This window comes from Rhodoblastus acidophilus (assembly GCF_009720655.1).
In the GTDB taxonomy this organism is placed as follows: domain Bacteria; phylum Pseudomonadota; class Alphaproteobacteria; order Rhizobiales; family Beijerinckiaceae; genus Rhodoblastus; species Rhodoblastus acidophilus_A.
The window spans coordinates 1-25355 of sequence record NZ_WNKS01000031.1 but is presented as its reverse complement, the minus strand read 5'-3'; the positions used below and the strand labels follow the sequence as shown (position 1 = coordinate 25355).

20 protein-coding genes, 1 tRNA gene and 2 pseudogenes are annotated in these 25355 nt (G+C 62.2%); 6 read left to right on the top strand and 17 right to left on the bottom strand.

All coding sequences use genetic code 11. The annotated features are described in order from the left end of the window. Positions 1-428 (top strand): annotated as a pseudogene (locus tag GJ654_RS19955) (terminase small subunit); the annotation flags it as partial. Positions 429-657: 229 nt separating this feature from the next. Here GJ654_RS19955 and GJ654_RS19950 read toward each other — a convergent pair. Beyond that, positions 658-2028 carry a hypothetical protein gene (locus tag GJ654_RS19950; protein WP_155447932.1) on the bottom strand — a complete coding sequence of 457 codons (1371 nt, stop codon included), beginning with the start codon at positions 2026-2028 and terminating at the stop codon, positions 658-660. Beyond that, complete coding sequence (locus GJ654_RS19945) at positions 2025-3419, bottom strand: hypothetical protein (protein WP_155447931.1); 1395 nt, start codon at positions 3417-3419, stop codon at positions 2025-2027. Before GJ654_RS19945 ends, GJ654_RS19950 begins: the two co-directional genes overlap by 4 nt. 225 nt (positions 3420-3644) lie before the next feature. Here GJ654_RS19945 and GJ654_RS19940 point away from each other — a divergent pair, with 225 nt between their 5' ends. Together GJ654_RS19940 and GJ654_RS19935 are read left to right on the top strand one after the other, a co-directional pair. Beyond that, positions 3645-3812, top strand: coding sequence for a hypothetical protein (locus tag GJ654_RS19940; RefSeq protein WP_155447930.1), 168 nt, complete (start codon positions 3645-3647; stop codon positions 3810-3812). Between the two features lie 185 nt (positions 3813-3997). Further along, positions 3998-4282: a hypothetical protein gene (locus tag GJ654_RS19935; protein WP_246664844.1), complete on the top strand. Its 285-nt coding sequence runs from the start codon at positions 3998-4000 to the stop codon at positions 4280-4282. A gap of 103 nt (positions 4283-4385) precedes the next feature. Here the strand turns inward: GJ654_RS19935 and GJ654_RS19930 are convergent, their stop codons facing one another. The 14 genes and pseudogenes from GJ654_RS19930 to GJ654_RS19865 all read right to left on the bottom strand — a co-directional run. Then, complete coding sequence (locus GJ654_RS19930) at positions 4386-5204, bottom strand: class I SAM-dependent methyltransferase (protein WP_155447929.1); 819 nt, start codon at positions 5202-5204, stop codon at positions 4386-4388. A gap of 5 nt (positions 5205-5209) precedes the next feature. After that, positions 5210-5983 (bottom strand): ABC transporter ATP-binding protein, encoded by a 774-nt coding sequence (locus GJ654_RS19925; protein ID WP_264586319.1) that lies wholly within the window; start codon positions 5981-5983, stop codon positions 5210-5212. Beyond that, positions 5980-7017: a FecCD family ABC transporter permease gene (locus GJ654_RS19920; protein ID WP_155447928.1), complete on the bottom strand. Its 1038-nt coding sequence runs from the start codon at positions 7015-7017 to the stop codon at positions 5980-5982. The genes GJ654_RS19925 and GJ654_RS19920 overlap by 4 nt, the downstream gene beginning before the upstream one ends. Further along, complete coding sequence (locus GJ654_RS19915; protein ID WP_155447927.1) at positions 6995-8008, bottom strand: ABC transporter substrate-binding protein; 1014 nt, start codon at positions 8006-8008, stop codon at positions 6995-6997. Before GJ654_RS19915 ends, GJ654_RS19920 begins: the two co-directional genes overlap by 23 nt. Beyond that, entirely contained in the window at positions 8008-8994 is a 987-nt protein-coding gene (locus tag GJ654_RS19910; protein WP_155447926.1) for an LLM class flavin-dependent oxidoreductase, read from the bottom strand. The genes GJ654_RS19915 and GJ654_RS19910 overlap by 1 nt, the downstream gene beginning before the upstream one ends. A gap of 12 nt (positions 8995-9006) precedes the next feature. Next, a complete protein-coding gene (locus GJ654_RS19905; protein WP_155447925.1) occupies positions 9007-11337 on the bottom strand; it encodes a TonB-dependent receptor in 2331 nt (776 codons plus the stop codon). 182 nt (positions 11338-11519) lie between these two features. Further along, on the bottom strand, positions 11520-12338 hold the full coding sequence (locus GJ654_RS21620; RefSeq protein ID WP_155447924.1) for an energy transducer TonB: 819 nt from the start codon (positions 12336-12338) through the stop codon (positions 11520-11522). Continuing rightward, positions 12335-12802, bottom strand: a complete 468-nt coding sequence (locus GJ654_RS19895; RefSeq protein WP_342394938.1) for a biopolymer transporter ExbD — start codon at positions 12800-12802, stop codon at positions 12335-12337. The genes GJ654_RS21620 and GJ654_RS19895 overlap by 4 nt, the downstream gene beginning before the upstream one ends. Continuing rightward, positions 12796-13437, bottom strand: coding sequence for a MotA/TolQ/ExbB proton channel family protein (locus GJ654_RS19890; protein WP_155447923.1), 642 nt, complete (start codon positions 13435-13437; stop codon positions 12796-12798). The genes GJ654_RS19895 and GJ654_RS19890 overlap by 7 nt, the downstream gene beginning before the upstream one ends. Before the next feature lie 43 nt (positions 13438-13480). Then, a complete protein-coding gene (locus GJ654_RS19885) occupies positions 13481-13810 on the bottom strand; it encodes a hypothetical protein (RefSeq protein WP_155447922.1) in 330 nt (109 codons plus the stop codon). Then, entirely contained in the window at positions 13807-14094 is a 288-nt protein-coding gene (locus tag GJ654_RS19880) for a transposase (protein WP_155447921.1), read from the bottom strand. The genes GJ654_RS19885 and GJ654_RS19880 overlap by 4 nt, the downstream gene beginning before the upstream one ends. 71 nt (positions 14095-14165) lie before the next feature. After that, a complete protein-coding gene (locus GJ654_RS19875) occupies positions 14166-19184 on the bottom strand; it encodes a glycosyltransferase (RefSeq protein WP_155447920.1) in 5019 nt (1672 codons plus the stop codon). A 10-nt stretch (positions 19185-19194) separates the two neighbouring features. Then, positions 19195-20496, bottom strand: a complete 1302-nt coding sequence (locus GJ654_RS19870; protein WP_155447919.1) for a hypothetical protein — start codon at positions 20494-20496, stop codon at positions 19195-19197. A 481-nt stretch (positions 20497-20977) separates the two neighbouring features. After that, a pseudogene (locus GJ654_RS19865) lies at positions 20978-21184 on the bottom strand (integrase core domain-containing protein); the annotation flags it as partial. A gap of 284 nt (positions 21185-21468) precedes the next feature. On the opposite strand from GJ654_RS19865, the gene GJ654_RS19860 reads away from it, so the two are divergent. Beyond that, positions 21469-21939 carry a DUF6481 family protein gene (locus GJ654_RS19860; protein WP_425540406.1) on the top strand — a complete coding sequence of 157 codons (471 nt, stop codon included), beginning with the start codon at positions 21469-21471 and terminating at the stop codon, positions 21937-21939. Between the two features lie 180 nt (positions 21940-22119). Next, positions 22120-23394 carry a tyrosine-type recombinase/integrase gene (locus GJ654_RS19855; RefSeq protein ID WP_246664843.1) on the top strand — a complete coding sequence of 425 codons (1275 nt, stop codon included), beginning with the start codon at positions 22120-22122 and terminating at the stop codon, positions 23392-23394. A gap of 22 nt (positions 23395-23416) precedes the next feature. On the opposite strand, the gene GJ654_RS19850 is transcribed toward GJ654_RS19855, so the two are convergent. Beyond that, positions 23417-23491, bottom strand: a tRNA-Val gene (locus tag GJ654_RS19850). Between the two features lie 172 nt (positions 23492-23663). On the opposite strand from GJ654_RS19850, the gene GJ654_RS21530 reads away from it, so the two are divergent. Then, on the top strand, positions 23664-25355 hold a 1692-nt coding region (locus tag GJ654_RS21530), incomplete at its 3' end, for a caspase family protein (RefSeq protein ID WP_281406422.1).

The following is a 25355-nucleotide window of genomic DNA, read 5'->3' as shown; positions in this document are numbered from 1 at the left end:
CTCGCAACGGATTCAGACCCTTGCCAGTTTCGCCGATAACCGCGGCGGGCGCCATGTGCGGTCGTCGTACCGGTAACGAACTGGCGCAAATCGCCTTCGCGAACGCTGGAGATTACTTCGACTGGGGTCCGAGCGGCATCACGGTCCGCGACAAGTCAGAACTTGCGCGAGCGCAAACGTCAGCCGTCGCGGAAGTCGCGCAAACCGTGACTAAGGACGGTGGCTCGATCCGCGTGAAACTCCACGACAAGCTCGGCGCACTCGACAAGCTGATCAAGCTGTTCGGGTTCGACGCCAAGCAGCCGGGCTCCGACTCCGAGAACCCGCTGCACCTGCTCGTGCAGGCCATGCAGGGCAGCGCCCTGCCGGTCCGCACTGATGCAGAACTGCGCGCGGCACGCGCCATCGACTACGACAACGAAAATTGAGGAGAACCTGAGCGCTCACTCCGACGGCACGGTGCAACTCTATCGCGTGCGTGATGAACTTCCGCTCCACCTGCGCCTGCTGATCGTCGAGGCGGGCGTATCGCATGATTCAATCCGGCTCTCTGCGCTCGACTCCGCTGTGCCGACCACCGAAGCCGTCTGCGGTCGTCGACAAGGAGGTTAATTGTGCGACCGACGCATTGCTGCGCCGGCCAGCCAGAGCGCCATTCTAGAAGTCGCGAGTCGATGAACGAGCACCCGACTTTGCGCCTGTCGCAGCCGGAGCATTGGACGGACGACTGGATTCGGCTTGAGTCGCCTGCGGAACCGCCCCCTGGCGAGTCATGCCTTGCTCAGCCGCCTTCATCAGCTTTCCAATCTCTCGCGAGTCCGCCGCCCATGATTGGCTCCAGGCCACCGCCACGACCTGCATGCCGGCCTTCGACCATGGGTGCTCGCCCCGCCACGACCCCACCTCGGCTGCGCCGATCAGGGGAAAGTCTTTGGAGACCATGCTGATGTGCTGCTGATAGCCCGACGTGTCGAACGATGCGGAGGAATTGTCGGTGTAGTCGCGCTGTTCGAGCTGCTTGTGGAGCTCGCTATTGGCCACGAGTTTTTCGCCCAGGAACCGCTGGATCGCGGCATAGGCGGACAGTCGCGCGCGATCCTTGTCCGCAACCATCAACGAGCTTTTGGGAGCGACACCGAACCCCACGACCACGCGCTCACCTTTTTCGTTAGTGAACACCCGGGCGCCCGACGTGTAGGCCATCCAGTCAGGATTATCCTTGCTAAGGGATGCGAAATGGTCGCTCAGAGACATGTCTGGAGAGGATGTTGTCACGACAACAGCAGGATTCCAGATGGACTCAGCGACCTTGGCGAGGGTCGGGCTCCAGATCATGCCGAGCAGAACCGAGTATTTTCCGTCATCCTCGGCGCTGGGCCCCTCGCATTGCACCACCGTAAAGGCCCCGGAGGCGAAAATCGCAGTGCTGGTGGAGATATTCTCGTCGATTTTCGCCTGCAACGTGGCGAGCTTTTCAGTCTTGTTCGCTCCTCCGCTCCATTTCGGGTCGTATTTCTTGATTTCGGCGTCCACGGCCTTGTCCGCGAGGACTCGCGACTTGTCCGCGAGAGATAATTGCTCGGCGACCGGCCGCATACTGGGCGGCGCGTCATCGCCACCAAACATTTTGATAGCTGCGGAGCGGTCTGATTGAATCGTCAGCCGGATCGTTTCTGCAAGCTGCTTGCGTCCATTCAGCTCCGCCAGACTCACCTTGGCGTCGCGCGCGACCAGCCAGTTCCGTGATCCCGGTTCTTCGCCGACGGCGACTTTGCCCTGGGAAACAACGATCGTGTGCCCGTTCCGGTCATTCTTGCCCTCATGCAGCCCTTCAGCCGCGAGCCACTTGCTCCAGCAGGCCTCGACGGACCCGTGTTCAGAAGGCCGTTCAGGAAGAGCTCCGCCCAGCAAGGCCGCGTCCTCGGGTGCCGGGGAAGTCTGGGCGTGAGCCGAGCCAACAGCCGCGATAACGGTGCCAGCGCACAAGAGAATGTTTACAGCAATTCGCATTTTTGAAACTCCGTTCATCGTCTTTGCATGCCTTGAACGACGCCGCCCATGATTCCCAGGAACATTTGCCGCGCCTGCTCGTCCTGGATTTGCTGCTGTTGGCGTCGGGCGGCTTCTTCCTGCGCCCGGACAAGCCGCGCCTGCGCGGGCAGGTGGCCCATGCCCGCGGCTCGCTGCAACAGCCGTATGTGCTCATCGCTTCCCCGCGGAGGTGCCTTGCCTTGCATAATTAGGTTCGCGAGACTGTCCATGGAGTCGGCATCGCCGAGGTCAGCGCCCTTACGAAAGGCCGCCACGGCTCCCGAAAGATCGTTCAGGTGTGTACGCGCATCGAGCAGGGCCCAGCCGTAATTGTCATAGGCGGCGGGATAACGCTCAGCCAACAGTGCACGAAGGGGTGGGAGAGCCTTGTTCGGGTCAGAGATCTGGACAGCGCGGGCAAGTTGATACCTATAACGCGCTTCCTGGGGCATCTTTTGCGCCGCTATGCTACACGCCTCGATAGCCTGGCCAGCGTTTGCCTTCAGCGTTTCATAAGGCGCGCCCGCGACTGCGTTCGACTTCATCGGGTCCGTCGGATTGGCGGCGAGTTGGTCGCAAATCTCTGGCGCACTTGCGAGCCGTCTTTGCCTCTCAGCCTCCTCCGCCGCGCGTTGCGCCTCCATCTTCGCGGCAAGCTCCGCTTCTTTTCGCTGACGCACGGCGGCCTCTTCGGCCATGCGCCGCGCCTTCTCTGCGCGGTCTTTCTCCGCTTGCGCCTTCTTGTCTTCCGCCGTCGTCCAGTCCTCAAAAACCTTCGCGGTTACCGGCTGAAGCTTCGATCCGTTCTTCGGATGAAATCCCTCATTGTCGAAGAACTCGAAGCGGCTCCCGCTCTTCCAATACCAGAGCATGGCCGCGCCGGTCTTCGCGTCGAACCAGGCCACATTGTGAGCGTCCACTTCGGCCGGCGGCTTTCGTTCTCGAAGCGCTTTCTCCTGTGCGATCTTCTGGAGGTACTCCGCCCTGGGCACACAGACCACGACGCTGATCTGCATCGATATTGCGTCTGACTTCCCCAAGCTCGCCAGCTTTTCCGAGACCACCCTGGGTCTGACAAATCCCGCCATGTCGCTTTTGTCGAGTTGTCGGAATCGTTGAAGAGCCTGATCGTTGTTCATTTCGATCCGGCTCTCACGCGACGTCTGCACCGAAAAGCCGACGACTTGCGCAATGGCGTCTTGCGACGCCCTTTCGATCGCGCGATCTCGAGCCGCGGGATAGTCACTGGTCGACTCCAACGGTTCTTGAATGTCGGCGGGCTGAACTTCCGTTAAGCGTTCACAATCTGCGTCGTCAAAAGCCAACGCCGGTTGACCGGTCAGCACAGGGCCCGCGAGGACCACGACCGCCGAAATTTTCTTGCGCATTTGCGTTCCAAATTTTTTTTAGAAACTCAGCTGCTCCCAGCATAACTGCGGACCGCGACCCTCTCCAGAGCGAACTTGATCGGGCCGAGCGCAAATTTCCACCTCGCTTTCGCTATCCTTAACTTGGGTCTGAGCCGCAGCGATCTTTCGCAGTTCCGGGCTTCGTCGTCGTTCCGCTGCTGGCGCTGTGCTCCTGATCGCGGACTTCGCCCGCATGAGGCTGCGATGCTCAAATCCGTGAAGGTTGGCAAGTACGGCCCCGAATTGAGCTTCCACGACCGGCTGGTCATCAATCCAAACAAGCGTTTCCTGGCGCAGCGGAGCCAGTGGCAGCGGCGGCGGAAGGATGGCAAGCCGGCGCGGAGGCGACCACCACCGAGCCCGCTGCCGTGACCATGCCGGCAGAAATGTCTGACCAGGAATTGCGCCAGCGGCTGCCACGCTGGCGAAGTCCAATGGATCGAACCGCGATTTGACCAAGAGCCGTCGCGAGGTTGAGGCCGAAATCAACCGCCGCCGCACTGCCGCCGACGATCCGACAGCGACAAAAGCCGCCGCGCAACCGCGCGTCCAGGCGAATGCCACCAAGCCGGCTAGTCGCGCGCCCAGGGCGTCCACTGCGCACGCCGAGCGGGAAGCGTCAGGTTACCGACGCGCTGATCTACCGCCTGGAGCACAATCTGCGCGCCGCGACGACGCTGGGTATTGTCGGCGCCGGCGGTTTTGGTCTCGAAATCGTCACAGCCTTCCACCTGTTCGAATATCGCGAGGCTTCTGCGCTGATCCTCGTGCTGCTGGGCTTGATCACAACGGTGAACTTTTTTGGCGCGACGTTGCGCCGGATCATGCTGCACGGACATTGAACCGGCTACCCGGCTGCCCGCCTTCCTCTTGTGCCGGCAAAGGGCGCGCGGTCGAGATCGAGGATGTGCGTGTCATTGCTCGCGACAGCGCCGCCATGCTCCGTCAGTACGTCGACCACGAGATGATGGCCCAATACTCCTGGTCGCGCTCGAACAGGGGAGCAGCAGGGTTCGCATCTCGCCACAAGCGCAGACGCCCGGACTCGGCGTCCGATAACGGCCCGAGGAAGAACGAGGCGTTGCGATGAAAGCTCTCACTGTCCGCCTTGGGCTCCTCGGTGCGGGGATGCGCGATGAAGTCGAGCCGGGGCATCCTTTTCATGCGATAGAGCAGATTGACGAAATAGATGTAGTCCGGCTTGTCGACCGTTGGCGCCACCTCTCGCCCGAGGGCTTTCAAGACGGCGGGGTTGACGACGCGCCACCCGACAGGCGCGGTGAGATAGACGCGCTTTCTCGCCTGCCGGTCGATCTTGTGCAGCGCCGCCTCCAGATCCATCACGCCCATCGAGCGCGAGGCTATGGCGATGTCGCAGACGGGCAGATCGCTCCAGTCGGCCTCCCAGGCACGCAAAACCGCGGAAAAATTGGATGCGCCGGCTTCGGCGGCGCGCTGGCGCGCGACATCGAGCATGGCGGGGCTGTAATCGACCCCGACGATTTTTTCGAAGCGAGACGCCATGGCCAGCGGCAAGGCGGCGTTGCCGCAGCCGATGTCGATCAGGCTGTCGCAATCCGAAAAATCCATGCGCGAGATGAAGGACTCAATGTAGCTGCCGCCCGCCCGTACGCGCGCGTCAAAGGCGGTCGCCCTTGCGTCCCAAAACTCGGGCGGCTTTGCCCAGCCTCCGGCGCGGGCCTGATGGTCGCGATACATGCGGCCGAAATCGAGTTCGGTGATGACAGGGCTTTCTTCGCTCAAGGGTCTTACTCCGGCAGAAAAGCGTGGCGGCCGTCGGGCGCGGTGAGGGTTTTGACCTGCACGCGATAGAGCCGCTCGATCGCCTCGGCGTTGAGCACGTCGTGCGGGGCGCCGTTCGCGGCGATGCGGCCTTGCTCCAGCAGCGCGATGGAGTCGGAGGCCCAAAAAGCGTGTTCGGGATGGTGGGTGCTGAGCAACACGCCGAGCCCCTTTTGTTTCAAATCTTGCAGCAGACGCATCAGCCTGATCTGCGCGCCATAATCGAGGCCCGCCATCGGCTCGTCCATCACGAGCAGGCGCGCCCCCTGCGCCAGGGCCCGGGCGATCAGAACGAGTTGGCGCTCGCCGCCGGAGACTTCCGTATAGGACCGCTCGGCCAGGGACAGAATGCCCAATTGGTCGAGCAACGCGTCGGCGGATTCGAAATCGCGCCCCGTGACCGGCGTCAGCCAACCCGCGCGCGGCAGGCGCCCGAGCAGGACGACATCGCGCACGCGATAGGGAAAGGGCGCGACATGGTTTTGCGCGACATAGGCGACTCTTTTGGCGATGTCGCGGCGCGACCACGCGCGCAAGTCGCGCCCTTCGAGCGCGACCGCTCCGGCCTCGGGCCGCAAAAATCCCAGCATCAGCCGCAGCAGCGTGGTCTTGCCCGAGCCATTGGCGCCGAGCAGGGACACGATCTCGCCGGGACCGAAGGCGAGCGTCGCGCCGTCGAGCACCCGGCGTTTTTGCTCGCGCGTGAAGACCAGCGCATGTGCTGCGAGCCGCGCGGTCACATCCAGCCTTTTCGCGCCCGGCGCAGCACCAGGATGAAGGCGGGGATCCCCAAAAGTTCGGTGATGATGCCGATGGGAATTTCCGTGCGGGTACAACTGCGCGCCAGCGTGTCGGCGGCGATCAGGAAGATGGCGCCGACGAGAGCGGAGGCCGGCAGCAGGCGCGCATTGCCGGGCCCGACCATCAGCCGGGCGAAATGCGGCGCGAACAGGCCGATCCAGCCAATCATGCCGGACAGCGACACGCTCAGCGCCGAAATGAAGGTCGCCGCCGCGATGGCGCCATAGCGCAGCGCCGCGACGGGAACGCCGAGGCCGCGCGCCTCGTCCTCGCCCATGGCCAGCGCGTCGAGCGGGCGCCCCAGCAGCGCCAGCGCCGCCATGCCAGCCAGCATCAACGGCGCCGTCCAGAGGATTTGCGTGAGGCTGATGCTGGCGAGGCTGCCCATCAGCCAATAGACGATGGCCGGAAGCTGGTCATAGGGATCGGCGGCATATTTCAGGATCGACAGCGCGGCGGTGAAGAAGGCGCCGGAGATCATGCCGCCGAGAATGAGGGTGATCGTCGAGGCCTCGCCGAACAGGCCGGCGACGACCACGCCCAGCGCCACCGCGCCAATGCCGCCGGCGAAGGCGAAACCCTGCACCGCCACCCAGGACAGCCCCAGGATCAGCGCCAGCGCCGCGCCAAAACTCGCGCCGCCCAGCGCGCCGAGCAGGCCGGGCGACGCGAGGGGATTGCGGAACACCGATTGATAGGCCGCGCCGGCGACGCTGAGCGCCGCCCCGATCACCGCCGCCGCGAGAATGCGCGGCAGGCGGATCTCGACAAGAATATTGCGCAGCAGATCGTCGCGCGCCGGATCGGGCGCCGTGAGGTTTGCGCGAGAGGCGAGGAAGCCCAGGATGTCGCCGACCGAAAACCCGTAGCGCCCCACCGAAAGCGCCAGCACCGCCGTCGCCACGAGCGCGGCGACGAGCCCCAGGAACAGCAGCAGCGTGCGGGCGCGGTCAGTTGAATAGGCGCGCGACATCTTCGTCGGTCAGTTCGACGCCCAGGAACAGCTTGTAAAATGTCTTTGTCTCGGCCTTGATGTCGATTGGCAGCGCCTGCGGATAAAAAATGTTCGCCAGCCACTGGGCGCCCAACACGCGCATGAAACTCGGGGGACGGTCGAGCCAGTTGAGCGGCGTTTTCGGCACGGTATGGACGCGGCCCTCGGCGGCGGCCTTCACGTTGCGCCATTCCGGCGATTGCGCGACCTCCTTGAATTTCGGGTCGAGCGCGACGATCAGCGCCGGCTGGCGGGCGATGATTTCTTCGAGCGAGATCTTCTCCATGCCCATATGGGTCGCCTGCGCGCAATGATAGATGCTGCCGCCGCCGGCGAGGCGGAACGCCTCCATGTGGAAAGAGGAATCGCATTCGGTTGCGAGCCCGTCGGGGCTTTCGGCGTAAAGCAGTTTTATGCGATTTTCAGCCGGCACGCTGGCTACCGCTTTTTTGACTCGCTCCAGCGCCGCGACAACATAAGCTTTCAGCGCGTCGGTGCGGGCGCGGCGGTCGAGCAGGTCGCCGAGAAAATCCAGCGCGGCCGGGTAGTCTTCGATCTTGCTCACGTTCAGGTAAATCACCGGCAGCCCGGTTTGCGCCCAGCTTTTCTCCGCCGGGGGATGGCCGCCCAGCGGGTCGGTCCAGGCGATGATCACATCCGGATGCAGCGCCATGATTTCTTCCGGGTTGGCGGCTCGGTTCTGGCCCGGCGTGCCGCCCGCCGCCGGCAGATCGGCGAGACGAGGCGCGAAAAACGTTTTTTGCTTGTCGGTGAGCGGCACGTTGACGGCGCTGAGCAGATCGGGCGCGACGACATACATCAGCACGGTCAACGGATAGGACGCCGAAAAGACTTTTGTGATCTTGTCGGAAACCTGGACCGTGTGGCCGGCCATGTCGGTAACTTCGCGCGCCTGCGCCGGCGCGGCCAGCGCCAGCAGAACGACCGCGATGCGAGCAAGAGACTTCATCAGGCGGTCACCAGGCTCGGCGCCAGCGCGGGCCGGATGATCTTGGCGAAATCCGTGAGAATTTGAAGGTTTTTCGCTGCGTCGAGCGAGGCTGGTTTCAGCAGCAGGGAGCGCGGCGCGGCGCGGCGCTGGATTTCCTGAACCTGCGCGATCACCTCGTCATAGGAACCGATCAGCGAGCGCGCGATAACCCCTTCGGCGTCGAAGGCCGGTCCCTTGCCCTGCGCCATGAAAATGCCCCTCATGCGCTCGGAAAAACGCGCGATAAAAGGTTGCGCTTCGGCAAGCGCCTGTTCGCGTGTGGGCGCGGCGAAATAGAATCGCGCCAGCGTCAGACGCGGATCGACGCCCGGCGCGGCGGCGCGAAAAGTCTCGACAATGTCGACCACCTTCTGCAAGGGGAAAGGCGAACCGCCCATCAGGCCGATGCCCTTTTTCGCGGCGTATTGGATGGCGTCGGGCGTGGTGGTGGCGATCCACAGCGGCATGGTCTTTTGCAGCGGTTTGGGCGCCAGCCGCACCGAATCCACCTGATAATAGCGGCCGGAAAAACTCACTTCCTCCTCGGCGAACAGGCGCTCGATCAACTCAAGCGCCTCGATGGTCATGTCGCGTGACACGTCCTTGTCCGCATGAAAATGCTTGTTTTGCAAGGGGAACGGCCCGCCCCTGGCCACGCCGAAATCGAAGCGGCCGCCAGACAGAATGTCGATGGTGGCGACATCCTCCGCCACCTGGATCGGATTGCGGAACGGCAGCAGCACGGCGGCCGAGCCGAGTCGGATTTTTGACGTCACACCCGCGAGATAAGCGAGCAGGGCGAGGATGGACGGGCTCGCCGCATCCGGATTGAAATGATGCTCGGCGACCCAGGCTTCTTCAAACCCGAGCGCCTCCACATGCTGCACGAGGCGCGTCTGCGTCGTGAGACAATGGATGTAATCGTCCAGCGGATTTTCGTAAGTGCAGAAGACACCGATGCGCATGGCGGCCTCCTCTCAATAGCGCCAGGCGAGCTTGCCTACGACGGCGCGCGGCGCGCCGGGATAGTAGATGCCGGACGACGAGGTCGACTGGTAATAGCCGGAGGAAATCTGGCCGATATAGGCGGCGTCAAACAGGTTTGTCACCGTGACGCTGGCCTCCATTTCGCCGAACTCGACCGGGCGGCGATAGGCGAACCGCATGTCCACGGTCGCGTAGCCGGCGACCGACTGCTTGTGGGAAGTGTCGCCATAGCGGTCGCCGACGATGTGAACGATGGGCGAGAAGGCAAAACCGTTCCAGCGCGCTTCGGCTCCCAGCGTCGAGATCCACAGCGGCGCGTCGGGAATCAGCTTGCCGTCGACCTTGGTCGCGGCGATCACGGCGGCGGATGCGCCCGGCCAGTACGGCAGGTTTCCGACGAAGGTGACGTTCTGATAGCCGATCGCCGCGAAGGCCGAAAAATATTCGCTGGGGTCGAACTTGACCATCGCCTGCGCGCCCACCGACTGGCTTTCGCCGACAGTCTGAGAGAAGGCGACGCCGACGCCCGGATCGTAGGAGACGTTCTGATTGTGGTTGCGGGCGTAGAACACGGTGGGGCTAAAAGTTCCCGGCCCGATGGGCGTTCCGAATCTCCAGTCGAAGCCGAGATCGACGACGTCGTCCGTCTCCGGCTTGCTCGCATGCCAAAGCTGGTTGAGATTCAGCCCCTTGGCGTTGAGCGCGGCGGCGCTGCCCTGGTAGGCGGGCCACAGGTCGATGGCTGGGCCGGTATAGGTGACGCCAAAGCTCGCGCGCGCCGTGACGTCGCGGTTCACGTCATAGGCGAGCGCCAGATAGGGCAGCGCCGCTCCAACCGTGGAAGGGGTCACGCTGTTCCTGGCGTTGACGGTGGAGGCCCCAAGCGCGGCGGAATAGGAGACGTCGCCGGCGCCCGGGCCGGGCGTCATGGCGTTGATCCCGGGAAGGGTTTGCCACATGTAGCGCAAGCCGGCCTGGACGCGCAGGGCGCCGAAGCGGCGGTCCGCCAGCGCGTAGAGGGAATTGTAGAGGTTTGGATCCGTCTGCTGCGCCAGTATGCTCCAGTTCTTGAAAGTCAGTCCGCCCGCGAGATTGGGCGTGTACATCTTCCAGGCGGTCGGCGGCCCGGGCAACTCGCCGACGCCGCCCCAATAGCCCATCGTCAAGTTCGTGTCCCAGGCGCGCGTCTTCAACTCGGCGACGCCGCCATAGAAATTGTGGTTGATCAGCCATTGGCGCACCAGGCCGTTCGCCATGCCGTCGAAGTAATAACCATCCTCATGCAGAAAATAAGGTTTGAGCGTGATGATGGTGTCGGCGTTGAGCTTGTACGAGATTTCGGCGAAGGCCGACCAGACGTCGAAACTCTGGCGGTTGTAGCCGTACCAGTTCATCAGGCTACCGGAGACGGGAACCCCGGTGAAGTCGAGGAAGCGATATTTTGGAAGGTTGCTGGCCTGCGCGTAGGTCAGGCCCTGATAGGTGTTCTGGTCCACCTGGGTGTGGGCGACCAGCGCCTTGACGTCGAGCGCGTCGTTCGGCCGGCTTTCGAGACCGGCGGTGAAATCACCCTTGCCGTTCGGCGACTTTCCGGTCCCGCGCCATTTGTCGGCGTCGGTCCAGGCGCCGGAGAGGAAGAATTTGGTCGTATTGTCGAACAGCAGGCCGGAATCCACGCGCGCAAAGGTGCGCAAGAAATTGAAGGAGCCGACGCTCTGCGAAATTTCGCCGCCCATCCTGTCCTTCGGCCAGGCGATCTGGCTATCGACCACGCCGGCGGAGTTGAAATAGGAGAGCACGTTGGGCGCGATCGGGCCCTGGAAGAGCGTGGTGCGGGCGAAATCCTCATTGGGGATCAGGAACATCGCGCCGACGCCGGGATTGGCGCCCGCGAGGGGAATGCCGTCCACCGTGCTCATGCTGTCGCCGTGCTGGCCCATGATGCCGCGCACGCGAATGCCCTTGGAGCCGCCGGGCAAATTGGCGGCGGCGTAGGGATCGATCGCCGGCGCATCCACCGCGGGCAGATTGCCGACCGTGCGCAGCACATTGGAGCCGCCGTTGGAAACGCCGAAATCGACGCCGTCGCCGCTGACGTCATAAGCGGTGGCCGCCCCATCGCGCCGGGAGGGAATCTGCGCGGCGGGGCGGCCGGAGGCCGACGCCGCATCGACCGCGCCGGCGGGCGGCGCGGCGGAAGGGCCCGGGGCCTCGACGTGAACCTCTGGAACGGCTTCATGCGCCCAACCGGCCGAGGCGACGAGGCAGGCGCCCAGCGACACGCTGGCGCGCAGGGCGGCGAGGAGGGAAGAGCGGCGCATGGGGAGATCCTCGGAATCGCGGAAAATATGTTTTTCAAATACATAAATATAAGGATCGCGACATCGTGATAAGGGAAATTTTGGCTGCAATGTGCCCGTTTTATGGTCAGCTCGCCATCTTTCCAGCGCTCATTAGGTGTTTCTGTTTCATATAACGAAGTCGGAACACCGCAAGCGGGCGATCATCGGCTGAGATTGAAGCGGATGACGATGCTGCCGTGGAAGGCGCCGCCGGGCGGCGGCTGGGCGTGAGCGGCGCGCATCATCCCGTGAACCGCGCCGTCGAGCGCCGCGGAGCCGGAAGAACTGACAATGGAATGGCCGACGATTCGCCCGGAGCCGCCGACGGTGAACGCGACGCCGACCGCGCCGGATTCGCCGCGCGCCCGCGCCGAGGCGGGATAGCTTTTGTGGCGGTTGAGTTCGGCGGAAATGATCGCGCCATAGTTCGCCCGCGCCGCCCGCGCTGGCGCGCCGTTGGCGACGCCGGCGCGATGAGCTTGCGAACCGCCGCCCTGCGCGCTCGCGTGACGCATGGCGTCGCGCCGGGCCTCCGCCGCGCGCCTGCGCTTTTCCCGCAAGCGTTTTTCCATCGCCTCCTCCCGCGCCTGTTCCGCCGCCTCACGACGGGCTTCCAGCACCTCCCGTCGTTTTTGCTCGCTCAACCGGCGTTGCTTCTCCAGTGCAGCCAGCTCCGCCTGTCTGGCCGCGGGATCGGGCTCCATTTCGGAGGTCGCGACGGCCGCCAGCGTCGCGGGCGCCGGCTGCGCGGGCTCTGGCTCCGCCTGTTGTGGCGCTGGCTCCGCCGCACTGTCTCCGGCGATCGCGACCGTGTCCACCACGTAGTCGCCCTGTGGAATCACATCGATGTTCAGCGGCGCGAGCACGGCCGGCGGCGTCTGGACCAGCGCGAACGCGCTCAGGGCGACCAGATGCGCCGCCAGCGAGGCGCCCGTCAGCGACAGGCGCGTCCGGATCGGCAGCAGTGCCGCGAGACTCACGGCCGCTCTGCCTGCCCGGTCGGTTTGCTCGAATCGGCGGCCTTCCCCACCGGCCCAGTGAGCAGCGCCAGCCGCGTCAGCCCGCGCGCGGCGAGCGCATCCATCAGCGCGACGACGTCGCCATACGACGAATCGCGGTCGGCGCGCAGATGGATCGGTTGCGTCCGGTCATCGCCGAGCCTCGTCTCCACCGCGTCCACGATCTGCGCAAGATCATAACTCTCACCGTCCAGTTCGACCTTTCCGTCCCTGGCGTAAGTCAGGATCACGGGCGGCTTGGGATCGAGCTTTTGTGCGGCCTTGGCCTTCGGCAGGTTCACATGCAGGCCGGCGGTGAGCATGGGCGCCGTGACCATGAAGATGATCAGTAGCACCAGCATCACGTCGACCAACGGTGTGACGTTGATGTCCGCCTGCACGCGATAGACGCCGCTGGACCCGCTCACGGACGTAGGCTTCACCACGCCGCTTCCTTCATCGCGACGGGCGCGCTCTCGCCAGCCAGACGGTCCGCTCGCTCCTGCACCAGGCAGTCGAGATCGGCTGACAAGCGCGAGAACAAGGCCGAAAGCCTGTTGTAGCCGACCGAGGCGGGAATGGCGGCGGCGAGCCCGATGGCCGTGGCGGCCAAAGCCTCGGCGATACCAGGCGCGACGACGGCGAGCGAGGTGTCGCGGGCCTCGGCTATCGAGGCGAAGGACGACATGATGCCCCAGACGGTGCCGAACAGGCCGATGAACGGCGAAGTCGAGGAAATCACGGCGAGGCTCGGCAGCCCGCCTTCGGCCTCTAGCAACAGCCCGCGCGCCGCGCGGGTCATAGTCTCGCCGATCCGCCAGCGCCGGTCGGCGTGAGTTTCGCTTTCAACCCTTACAGCCTGCGCGCGAACGCCTGCATCGAGCACACCGGTGAGCAGAGGCGACGCCTCGTCCTGCCGAGCGGCCTGCACGGCCAAAAATAGGCGGCGCGCGGAAAGCCAGATTTGCAGGATCAGCGCCCAGCCCCAGACCGACACAAGGAACAGCAGCGCCATGACGCTTTTGCCGACGATCCCCGCCTGAACAAACAAGGCCAGGGGCGAAAGACCAATTGCGTTCATGAATAGCACAATCCTCGCAGGTTAACGTGTTTATGGTCTTTTATTACATAAACGTGTTCGTTCTCGGCAAGCCCAAATGATTGGCGAGCGATTCCCGACCGCTCGATTTCGTGGAAGATGATAGCGGGGTCCACTTGCGGTTGATCGTTTCGCCTTCCTCCTTCAGCATCCGCGCGAGCCGGCGTGAGCCGAGGAAGGGCCATGACGTGTACATTTCGTCGATGCGCCGCATCAGCGCGAGGTCGTTGTCGTTGGCTGGCTTTTTCGGCCGATAGACGCCGGAGCGCGCGACGCCCAGCAAGGCGCATTGCCGCCGGACAGACAGTTTCTCGTCGGCGCGGTCGAGCAGGCCTCGACGGTCCGGCGCGCTCATCTTCCGGACCTCTTGGCTAAAAAATCGCGCTCAACAGTGAGTTGACCGATTTTAGCGTGGAGTTTCTCGATCTCCTTCTCCCGCGTCGCCTCTGCGTCCACGCCGACGCCGGCATCAAACGCCCGCGCCGCATTTTCCAGCAACTGCTTCTTCCAGGCGTAAATCTGGTTCGGGTGAACTTCGTAGCGCTGCGCCAGGTCCGCAATCGTCGCCTGCTCGCGCATCGCCTCCAAGGCGATCTTCGCCTTCAGCGCCCCGTCAATCTTGCGTCTCGTCTTCTTCATCGTCCGCTCCGTTTATCAAACGGAACGGCTCGTTTCCAACTTAACCGCCGGTCCCAAAAACGGGGTCCATTTCACCCAAATTCCAACATAGAGTCGCCATCAACGCTCGCTGGCGGAGGACAACAAACGCCACCTGAAAAGGCCATGATCGCGGAGTTGATTTCCGCCAGGCTGTGACTCCAACTGACGTTCTTGATATAGGCCAGCCCATTGGCGACTTGTCGGTCGAGGGCGGCTTGATCGGTCGTCAATGTCCTCACGGCCTCCGCGATGCCTTGGGGGGTCGCCGCCGCCAGACTGATGGAGCCCTCAGGGAACACAGACCTCGTGCAGTCCGTATCCAGGTCGATGACCGCGCAACCGCACGCCATCATTTCGTTCGGAATCAGTGAGTAGTTCGTGAAGGACGTGACGATCCCGATGCTGGCCCGGTTGTAAAGTTGACACAACTCATCGTGGTTCAGAATGCCATGGTTCTTGTCGATCCATAGAAATTGACCCGGCGGAAGAGAGCCATCGCCGAAAATCTCGACGCGAACGTCGGGCGCTTCGTCCTTGATTTTCTTAAGCGCCCACATCACCAGTTCGTAGCCGCGTCGTTCGGTATGTTGCCGGACATAGGCGATAACCAGCCGCGGGTCTCGCGTCGCACCCGGGATCAGGCGATACTCATGCTTTTCGAGGCCCAGTTCGAAACCAGCGGTTTTCATTCCGTACTCTTCGGACAGCTTCTTCGCCAGCCAGGGGGACGCGCAGATTCCCCAGAGGCCCAGCCGATAACTCTCCTCCGCGAAGCCATAATTGGCGCCCGGCGGATAAAAATAGGGCTCGAAGTCCTGAACGAGATAGCCTTTCGAACGCGCGTGGATCTGACGGCGCACGACATAGGCGCTCGGCCAGAATGTGGCGATCGCAATGTCGAACCGACGCTGTCTTGCCTCCTTGAGCTCGAGGACAATGCACTCATCGGGCTTGAATTTGAACTCATCCAGCCACGACCGCTCGCAGTCCCGGAAGGCATGGTCTGGCACTTCCGGATAGAATGCGACGTGGCAACGCAGACCGGATGCCGAGAGGCTCCGTAAAATTCTCGCCATGGTCATGCGCCCGCCCGATCCGCGTTCAGGCGGAGGGATCAGCATGAGCAGGCTTCGCTCCCCTTTCGGGTTGGCCGGGACATCGTCGATATCCGCAACCTCGTCCAGAACGACCACTTTGGTGAAAGCGAGACCGTTCTGGATCGACTCTTCCCAGCGACATTCATCGACGTCGGAAACATCGGGTGCCGCCACCGGGGGGGGCTGGCGACGAAGCCCGAGGCGACCCAGCACGTTATCGACCCGCGAATTCCTGGCCGACTTTCGACGGATTCTCCTGGGAACCTCAACGGGTTCGGCGATGACTGGTTCTTCGTAAGGCCGCTTGTAGAGCGTCAACATCAGCTCTTTCCAGTGCGCGTCCTTGTCTTTAAACAAAAGTTCGGCATTGCCCTGGTGGAACCGGTAATAAGCAAGCAGCTCCGGCGCCGGATATAACTTGCACCCGTTGTAAGCCAGACGGAGCCAGAGCTCCTGATCCTCCCGGTAGCGCATCGCCATACGGAACACGCCGAAGCGGACCAGCGCGCCCCGGCGCACCGCGACAGTAGATGTCCAGGCAGGATTGACGTCTTCCATTTCCCTCAAGCTGAGCGCGAAGGATTTGCGGAACTGTCCATCCCAAATGCCGTCAATATTACGGGTGCCATCGGAAATGATCTTGACCGAGCCGTAGATCATGTCGGCGCGATCGCGCAGAAAATGGAACAGGCTATGCCATAGCCGATCCGGTGCCGAAATGTCGTCGCTGTCCATGAAGGCAACATACTTCCCGCGCGCCATGCTAATTCCGGTATTGCGCCCACGGCAGGCGTTTCCACTGTTATCATTGAACTTGTGGACACGGATCTGCGGATGGGTCGCGTAGCGGTCGACGATGTCCAGCGTTTCGGCGGGCGATCCATCGCAGACCAAAATCAATTCGAAATTGCGGAACGATTGCTTCAATATGCTGTTGATCGCGAGCTCAAGCTCCCAAGTCCGGTTGTAAATGGGGATAACCACGGAGAACACGGGGCGCTTGGCGTTGAAACGATTCAGACTGCGTATCTTGATAAGGGCGGCCAATCCTCTCAAGCCCGTCACAGTCGCGCTCCGCAGCCGCTGAGGCAGCATTTTCGCCGATCTTATTTTCGCCTTCACGAAACGGCGGACCGTTCTTTCCAGTATCCTGCCCGCATCCCTGAGATTCAATTCGGCATGCCCGGCGCCGAGGCTTGCGATACGATTCATTTCCTGTCGCGTATGGGCGAGGACGGACGCCAGGGTTTCGATTTCCTGGCCTTGCGCCCTGTAAGCGCGCAACAGCATCGCATTGGGAACGAAAGCGCTGGAGGAGAATCCTTCGGCGGCGCTGACCACCGCGAGAATGCGGCTGATCGCCGCCGAGGTTTCCCCCGACAAAGCCGGTTGCGCGCCGGCCCAGCCGATCAGGGGGCGAAGCGCCGCCGGGCGGCACCAGAAGGCGTCGCCGATCGGGATGAAGAAATCGCTGCGGTTGTATCCCGTCTTGATGTTCATCTCCGCGAGCAGTCGGTCCATCTCAACCCGGACCGACTGCGGGACGATCCCGCCCGGCGCCATTCGCATCGTGTCATAGGCTTGCCGGTACACGGACGGAAAGAGCAGCCCCAGAGCCCGGTCTTCCGCGAAACGCGACAGGATTCCGGAGACAGCCGACGGGGAAAGCACGGCTTCGAGCAGATGCTGAAACCAGTCTGCGGTTAATTCGCTGGAGCCGTCCGGGCTGATCGCGCCGAAATGACATAGGAGATCGTAGTCGCTGGCGTGCGCGCAGGCCGTGGCGATCCAGGAACCGGCGCTGTCGCCCCGCGCCGTCGCCACGGTCAACTGGTCAAGTTCCGCCGCCTTCATGGCTTGCGCCATGGCTTCGACAGGTTGACGCAGACTCTCGTCATCGACGGTGATGAAAAGGTCGAACGCCGTTGGAATTTGCGAAACCGCCAGCAAAACGGGCTGCAGGAACGCGGCGCCGCGCAGATAAAAGTGAACTGCCGCCTTGAGCGACCGAGAGGAAGCAAAGTCCGCGCTCGAAGTGACCCTTGACGGTTCGTCGAAACCCGACCGATCCGGCAGATTGCCAAAGTCCGAGTAAGGTTTGACCTTGGTGGAGAGGGGGCGGACTTTGTTGTGAAAAAACAGATCAGAGAAGAGAATGTTTGAGAATATCCTCTCTTCACATTCGGCCGACCGCCCGAAGCCGTATTGGACCGGGCGCATTAGATGATTGGCCGCTCCGACCCGAAGACAGGGCGCCAGAGCGCCGAATGTTTCCTTCACCACCCGAACGAAGTCGAGCGCGGACTCCTGAATGGCGGCGAGATCGTCGCGCATCCTCTGTCCGAAAATATCGTTCGTCGCCAATATGGGAAGGATTTTCCCTTGTTCGCGTCTGAAACCGATGCAGGCGCCCTCCACCGGCGAAAACAGCTCCTCCAACAGGATGAAAAACCCGGGAACGTCCCGCGTCACTTCGTCCGGATCATGCATCAAAATGCGTGTCAACGTGCCATGGGTTCGGTCCGAATCGACGTTTTCGTCGTCTCCTTTTAGGTAAATCTTGTCGATCTTGCTACCTGTGAGCGCGCCAATCGCGCGAGAAACAGAGCCTCCGTAGCCGACATCGAATATAATGGCTCGGTTTGATTCGATTTTTGCAATTTCACTGGAATAATACTGCGATGAGATGGTGCGTTCTGCATTGAAAAAGCTGCTGATCCGCTCGTTGTATTGCGTGCAGATACGCTCGATTGCCGCAGTGCTGTCAACGTATGGGGTGTCCAGTTCTTTCTTGTCGAGTGCATTGACCAGCGTGTCATGCAGGTCGCCATCCTTCATCTCAAAAAGATATTTGAGGAGGCTGCGGAGCGTGTATCCTTGCGAACGAAGGACCTTTCCGGACATGAAGGCCGCGGGGTCGCCGTTGAAGCGATAGATGTCATAGGCGGCGCGCCCGCAATATATGTAGTGCGATGGGATTTTTTTCCGCCCTTCCGTCAGAAGGTCGTAGGCGCGCATGGGAAGATATCCGTCACGCGAGGCGAAGCAGACGGCCGGATAGGACTGTTGGATATTTCCGGATTCCGCGATCTCATGAGCGATATGGAACAGGAGCGGCCCGAGGCCGACGAAGCCGAACAGCCGCAGATTGTCTTCAAAAACAGATTCGCCACCCGCGCTCGGATGCGCCGCGAACCAGGCGTTGATCGCGAGTCCGAGCAGAAGGCGGGCGCCCGGGTCCAGGTTGACCCGGTCCGCAAGGACGTGCCGCCAAGGGCTTTGCGGAGACTCCAGCAAATTCTCGATCACCGCCGGGCAATGGACGCCCATAATGCCAGCGGCGGCGGCCATTTCTACGTCCGAATGCAAATTGTCGCCGATGTGAAGGATCCGGCGGCCCTCCACGCCCTCGCGCTCCAGGACATAAGCATAGATGTCGCCTGCGTCCTTGCGCCCGCCGCATGCATTGGACGCATAAAGTGCGGAGACTTCCCCGAATCCCTTTTCGGCGATGAGCGCTTCCATGAAGGGTTTGGAAAAATAAGTGTCCGAAATGACGATGATGCGTTTGTTCAACGACACCGCTTTTTCATAAAGCCTCTTGACGTCGTTGCGCGGCCGAAGCGTCGTGCGTTCGAGTTCCAGTTCGAACCGGCAAAGGTCCTGGCACTTTTTCGGATCGAGATTATACGTTTTGGCAATGTGGTGATAAATGTCCTCAAGGGTGTGAAGGTTCCGGTAGCTTTCCGGACGGCCGGTGACGACCGCCATTTCATGTTCGGCGGCGGAGCGGATCGTAAAGAAATCGGACAATCCAAGAAGTTCGGCGGCCTTGGAGCCCAGCAGATGAAAGAGGTCGCTGGGCTGGAATCCTGGTCGGAACAACAGGGTGTCAAAGACGTCAAAACTGACAACCGCGACGTCGGGTGCTTCGATCAGGTTTTCGATGAAAATTTGTGTTTGGATCTTCATCTCTATTTACTCATTTGAAGAGGCGTTTTACCCAGCGACCAGGAAAGGTAATCATGCGCCCGATCCTGAAACTCCAACTGCGCTGCATCGAGTCGCAAAAGGCGGACAGCGCTTCCGCTCGGGCTTCGAAAGCATCCCGAGACTTACCGGTTTCGCCGATTTCGCGTTCGAGTTCGGCGTTCCGCGCGGCAATTTCTTCGGCCCTGAGGTTCGCGGCTTCCCTGGACTGACAGGCTTCGCCGATATCTCGCTCAAGCTCGGCGTTTCGCGCGGCAATTTGTTCCGCCCTGAGGTTCGCGGCGTCCCTGGACTGACGGACTTCGATGATTTCGCGTTCGACATGTGCGTTTTGCGCAGCAACCTGTTCCGCTACGACGTTCGTGGCGTCCCTAGACTGGTAGGCTTCGACGACCTCAAGCTCAAGATCGGCGATTCTGGCGCTTGCATCAGACAGCTCCTTTATTGTCAAGGAGTAATTGTGATGATGGCGATAGGATTCGCAGTGAAGCTGAAGCCGGTTGTATTCAAGAATTGAAAGCAACTCCCCAAGCCATGACACCGCCGCGCCAAGCTCGTCAATCCTCCGAGTCAGATCCTCGCTTCCGGCCGTCTTATGGACGATGCCCAAACCAAACACGCCCGGAATTGTCACATAGCGCCAGTCTGGGTTTTCCCGCACGAAATCCTCGACCGCGGTCAGCACGCCGTTCTCCGGGCCACCCCGATCATTGGCGAAAATGTAACCCGGATCGTCGGCGGCAAGGCCGAATTCGCTCAATTCCCTAAGCGTCGGATCGACCCCAAGTCCGGAATTCGCCTTATGGCGGCGCTCCTGGGGAACATGCGACGGCAAGTAGTAGCCGTCACGCCGATCCTGCGGCCATCCCACGTCATGCAGAAAGAGCAGCGGAAACATTGGGGCCGATGCGGGAATCTCCTTGATGCGCTCAAGCTCCTGTTTTACGGTGTAGTAATTATGGTCTCCGTCGACAAAATACACGTCGCACGCAGGAATATCGTGGAGCCCTTCGAGTGAAGGCTTACGGATTAAAATGTAATTCTCATAGGCTGGATGGGTTTCGAGGGTGGGATCGATTCCATAGATAGGGCAGCCGTTCGGGCGGGCCAACGCAATAATATTCTCCGTCATGATTTGACCCTCAACCCCGATCTCACAATATGATCGAGGCGACAATCCAGACAGAATCCTTTTGAAAATAGACGCGAAGTTCGCCATCGAATGAACAAACGACCCCGGCTGATAAGGGGCGTGTATGCCGAATTCCTTCCGATTTTCCACGCTCTCGGACATTACAACCCTCTCTGTCGCCCCCGCTCGGCGCTTGAAATGGATCCGCGCAGGGGGACCGCTTGTCACTGTTTCGTAGTTGGAAGCCCGGACGCTCCTTAGTCAGCAATCATCTAGAGCGGTGTCCGAACAAATCGAATTGGCCACCTTCCGCTTTCGGGCATATGGCGGCAATGCGATGATCCGTTTTGGTCGGACGCCGCTCTAGCGAGGAGCCCGTCTCCTTTGGCTGTGTGCAAGTGGGTAATACTTGAAATGTCCGAACGATATAGAACAACCCCATGGGTCGGGTCTTTGGCATGGAACTGAGTTCAGTTCAAGGACTCGACGCGACTAGATGCGGTAATGGCCCCGGCCCGTGCTTCATGTGAAGGACGGTAGCGGTCCCCCGTATGATGGTGAAACGGGGTCCTGGTTAGAGTGAGCTACTCCCCGGAAATCGGACTGAGCTACTCCCCGTTGGTTGGACAAATTTCGGGGGGATTTAAGCTACTCTCGTTGTCTGCTGGTCGGGTTGAATGGCATTCCAATAAACCATGGCAGGCGGCCGCCCGCCATGGGCGGCGTGAGGCCGCTGGCGATTGTAGAAAGTGATCCAGCGGCCGATCTCGGCCCTAGCCTGCGAGCCCGTTTCCCAGGCGCGCAGATAAACGCACTCATACTTCAGCGACCGCCAGAGGGCGATTGCAAAATGAGATATGAGCTTCGTCACGGCTTACCTCCCACCATTTTGACCGTTGAATTTATTACGGGTTTAGCTCCGCTAACTTCCGAACCGCGCAGCCGTTCGTTTCCCAAACCTGTTCACCGGTCGTCAGCATCGGGCGCGTCGAGGCGATCTATCGACGGCCAAACACGTCCACCGATTACCACATTTGCTCCTCGCGCCCCGAAAGGGTTCCGAAGCTCACCCGACCAATTCCAAGACAGTGGGCATGAGCAGGTAGGTCGTGATCGTTGGTTGCGCGGGAAAATTTGACGCCTGCAATCGTGACGCGTACACGTGAAATCAAATTCCCTCAGAACAGGATCAAGATGGCGACGTACAAAGGCGTGAGCTTTCAGGACAGACAGAAATCGATGGCAGAGGCTAAAAAAGCCTTGCTTGAAAAATTCAAGGCGCGGCCAGCCGCCGACGACCCCGTCGTGATCGAGCGCGAGGCGCAGAGCCGGGCCATTTTCGTTGCGCGCGAGGCGCGGGCCGCCGAACGGGCGCGTCAGAAAGCCGAACAACATGCGGCTATGCAGGCGCAGTTGAAAGCCGACGAAGAAGCGCGAGAGGCGGCAAGCATCGCTGAAGCCGCCAGACTTCAGCTTGAGGCGGAAGCAGCTATTCAGGCCAAAGACCGGCTCGAAATTGAAAAAAAGGCCGAACGCGACGCTCGCTATGCGGCGCGCAAAGGGCGCAAGGCGGAAGCCAAGTCAGAAAAGCGGCGTTATCGCTGATCGGGCCATTTATCGGCCTTGGCTCAAATTCTCGAACGAGACGCAACGGTGAGTTGTATACGCAACGGAATTGCGCTCGGTTGAAGCCGCAAGCCAGGGCGAATGCAGGGACCGAATCACGCGCCAGTGTTTGGATGGTATTTCGACCGCCTCCGGCCCGCGAAAGGCTGAGGCGACACCATGAGCCGCCGCGCCGCTCGCTTTGCCCAGGCGGACATAAACCGGGCCTTGCGCGCGATCGCGCAATCCGGCGTCGCCAGCAACGCTGGAAATTCGCCAGGACGGGCAATCAGGATCACTCCAGAGAAGCCCGTCAGCGAGGCCGCCAGCGGCGACGTTGCGCCACGTAGGGAGATCCGTCCTTTAATGGACGCCATGCCCCGCCCAAGGCCGCCATATCTTCAGCGTGAAGTCACGCGCCACGGCAAGACGCTTTGGTACGTTCGCCGCGACAAAGGCCCCCGCGTCCGCATCAACGGCGCGTACGGCTCGCCTGAGTTCATGGCCGAATATCACCGCGCCGCCGCTGGCGAGGCCGCGCCGCCGACGCGCGCGCCTGTCAAGACGAACAGCTTGAAGTGGCTGCTTGGTCGCTACCGCGAATCGGCTGCTTGGGCGAAGCTCTCGCCCGCCACGCGCTACCAGCGTGAAAACATTTTCGTCGCGATCCTGAAGACCGCTGGCGACGAACCCTTTGCGCAGATCACGCGTCAGGACATTTCCAATGGCGTGGATCGTCGCGCCGCCACGCCGTTCGCGGCCGCCAATTTCGTCAAGGCGATGCGGGGGCTGTTTCAATGGGCGATGAAAGCCGGTCACGTCCAACAAGACCCGACGCGCGACGCCAGCACAACGACGCCGAAGACAGACGGTTTTCACGCTTGGACAGAGGATGAAATCGCGCAGTTCGAAGCGCGTTGGCCGATCGGAACGCGCGAACGTCTGGCACTGGCCTTGTTCCTGTTCACGGGCCTTCGGCGTGGCGACGTAGCGCGGCTCGGACGCCAGCACGTGCGCAACGGCGTCATATCGATTCGCACGGAAAAGACCGCGACGCCGATCATTTTGCCGATCTTGCCCGCGCTTCAGGAGATCATTGACGCCAGCCCCACGGGCGATTTGGTCTTTCTCTCTGGCGAGCGCGGCAAGCCGATGACAAAGGAAAGCCTCGGCAATTGGTTTCGCGACGCCTGCGACGCGGCAGGCGTGCCAGGATCGGCGCACGGCTTGAGAAAGGCAGGCGCTACCAGGCTGGCGAACAACGGCGCCACGGTCGCGCAGCTTGAAGCGATCTACGGATGGACAGGCGGCAAAATGGCCGCGCTCCACACGCGCACAGCCGACCGCGCCCGCCTTGCCCGTGAGGCGATTTCAAAGCTCGAAAAGCCCGAAACAGGAACGTCTATCCCCGAACCTAATCCCAAGGTTCGGGCCTCAGAGACAAAAAGCGAGTGATTTCATTCCGTTATTTTTGGAATGGTGGGCGATATAGGGATCGAACCTATGACCCCACCCGTGTGAAGGGTGTGCTCTCCCGCTGAGCTAATCGCCCGGACGCCATGACGTCGGAGCCCCTGTTTAGGCGCCCGCCGCGCCCGCGTCAAGTTTCAACGCACGCAAAAATCGTCAAAACTGGAACACAATGGCGCCGCTTTTGGTTCAAGCCGCATTCACGCGCCCGGACGTGTTATCATTCGGCAACAACGCAGCCGTGAGAGGTTTTCATGACGCGCAAGGCGAAAAACATAAGAATTCGGGTCGCCGCAGGCGCGCTGGCGCTGAGCGGCCTGTTCGCGGCCCTCGCGCAGGTTGTGGCTCAACCGGCCCCGGCGGTCGGCAACCGTCTCGCCCTGGTCATCGGCGAGTCGGCCTACCGGACCGGCCCCGTCGCCTCCGCCGCCAATGACGCCGGCCTCATCGCCCAGACCTTGCAGGTCGCCGGCTTCGATGTCACCGGCGCCGCTGACCTCGACCAGGAAGGCTTGCGAAAAACCTTGCGCGAATTCGTCGAAAAGGCGGGCGCCGCCGGTCCCGACGCCACTGTCTTCATCTATCTCTCCGGCCGCGCCCTCCAGTACGAGGGCGAAAACTATTTCGCTCCGATCGAAGCCGCGATCCCCGCCGCCGCCAATGTGCCGCTGGAGACGGTGCGCCTCGCCGATTACCTCACCCCGCTGGCGCAAATGCCGTTGAAGGCCCGCATCGTCGTGCTCGACGCCGCCCGCGCCAATAATTTCGCGCCGAACCAACCCCTCGCGGGCGGCCTCGCCCTGGTCGATCCGCCGCCCGGCGAACTCATCGCCTTCAACGCCGCGCCGGGCACGGTCGCACCCAACGAAACCGGCCCCTATGGCGTCTACGCCCAGGCGCTGAACGAAATGATGCGGCGGGGCGGCGTTCCCGTGGATCAGGTGTTCGATAGCGTGCGGCTGCGGGTCGCGGAACAGACCAAGGGCGCGCAAATCCCGTGGGACGAATCAAAACTGTCGCCGGCGCCCGTTCTGCTCGCCCGCGCCGATGACGCGCCGCCTCCGCAAGCTGCGCCCGACCTGCGCAGCCGGCCGATTCGCGACTATGCCGTGGATCAGGCCTATGCCGCGGCGTTGGAGCGCGACACCATCGCCGGCTACGTCGAGTTCCTCGACGCCTTTCCGAAATCTCCTTATTCGGCGCGCGTGCGGGCCATCCTGGCCGTCCGGCGTGAGGCGCTCACCTGGCGTCGCGCGCGAAACGGCGACACGGCCGAGGCCTACTGGACCTATCTGCGGCGTTTCCCGCGAGGGCCGCATGCTGAAGATGCGCGTCGCAGGCTCGCCATCCTGCGCGCCGAAATGGCCCCGCCGCCGCGCTTTGCGGAGTATGAGTTCGACGTGCCCCCGCCGCCGGAATGGGAGACGCAAGAGGATGCGATTTATTTCCGTCGGCCCTACGTCGTCTTCGACGATCCGGATTACGGTCCGCCGCCGCCCCGGGTCGAATTTCTACCGCCGCCCGTGTTTTACGACGAACCGCCGCCTCCGCCGCCACAGCGGAACCTGTTGCCGCTGCCGTTGGTCGCCGCGCCGCTGCTGTTCGCGGTTCCCGCGATTCGCCACGGCCTGTTCCACGCGCCCGCGCCGGTTCAGGCGCAAAATCCAGGCGCGCAGCAATATTATGATGAGCGCGCCCGCCCCGCGCCGCCTCCCGGCGGCTTTCCTCAAGGCGGTCCGCGGCCCGGTCAGCAGGGCGGGGCGCCGCAACCTGGCGCGCCCGGTCTGGCTCCGCAACAACCCGGCGCCCCGGCCGCGCAGCAACCCGGTCAGCCGCCGGTCGGGAGCGCGCCGGTGATTCCGGGCGGTCCGCGGCCCGGTCAGCAAGGCGGGGCGCCGCAACCGGGCGCGCCCGGTCTGGCTCCGCAACAACCCGGCGCGCCGGCC

What these genes read in the sequence shown, in the direction of transcription:
- GJ654_RS19905 (WP_155447925.1), bottom strand. Translation starts at nt 11,337, where the DNA reads ATGCGCCGCTCTTCCCTCCTCGCCGCCCTGCGCGCCAGCGTGTCGCTG.
- GJ654_RS19875 (WP_155447920.1), bottom strand. Translation starts at nt 19,184, where the DNA reads ATGAAGATCCAAACACAAATTTTCATCGAAAACCTGATCGAAGCACCC.
- GJ654_RS19880 (WP_155447921.1), bottom strand. Translation starts at nt 14,094, where the DNA reads ATGAAGAAGACGAGACGCAAGATTGACGGGGCGCTGAAGGCGAAGATC.
- GJ654_RS19950 (WP_155447932.1), bottom strand. Translation starts at nt 2,028, where the DNA reads ATGAACGGAGTTTCAAAAATGCGAATTGCTGTAAACATTCTCTTGTGC.
- GJ654_RS19935 (WP_246664844.1), top strand. Translation starts at nt 3,998, where the DNA reads ATGCCACCAAGCCGGCTAGTCGCGCGCCCAGGGCGTCCACTGCGCACG.
- GJ654_RS19855 (WP_246664843.1), top strand. Translation starts at nt 22,120, where the DNA reads ATGAGCCGCCGCGCCGCTCGCTTTGCCCAGGCGGACATAAACCGGGCC.
- GJ654_RS19885 (WP_155447922.1), bottom strand. Translation starts at nt 13,810, where the DNA reads ATGAGCGCGCCGGACCGTCGAGGCCTGCTCGACCGCGCCGACGAGAAA.
- GJ654_RS19945 (WP_155447931.1), bottom strand. Translation starts at nt 3,419, where the DNA reads ATGCGCAAGAAAATTTCGGCGGTCGTGGTCCTCGCGGGCCCTGTGCTG.
- GJ654_RS19870 (WP_155447919.1), bottom strand. Translation starts at nt 20,496, where the DNA reads ATGTCCGAGAGCGTGGAAAATCGGAAGGAATTCGGCATACACGCCCCT.
- GJ654_RS19940 (WP_155447930.1), top strand. Translation starts at nt 3,645, where the DNA reads ATGCTCAAATCCGTGAAGGTTGGCAAGTACGGCCCCGAATTGAGCTTC.
- GJ654_RS19915 (WP_155447927.1), bottom strand. Translation starts at nt 8,008, where the DNA reads ATGAAGTCTCTTGCTCGCATCGCGGTCGTTCTGCTGGCGCTGGCCGCG.
- GJ654_RS19910 (WP_155447926.1), bottom strand. Translation starts at nt 8,994, where the DNA reads ATGCGCATCGGTGTCTTCTGCACTTACGAAAATCCGCTGGACGATTAC.
- GJ654_RS19890 (WP_155447923.1), bottom strand. Translation starts at nt 13,437, where the DNA reads ATGAACGCAATTGGTCTTTCGCCCCTGGCCTTGTTTGTTCAGGCGGGG.
- GJ654_RS19920 (WP_155447928.1), bottom strand. Translation starts at nt 7,017, where the DNA reads ATGTCGCGCGCCTATTCAACTGACCGCGCCCGCACGCTGCTGCTGTTC.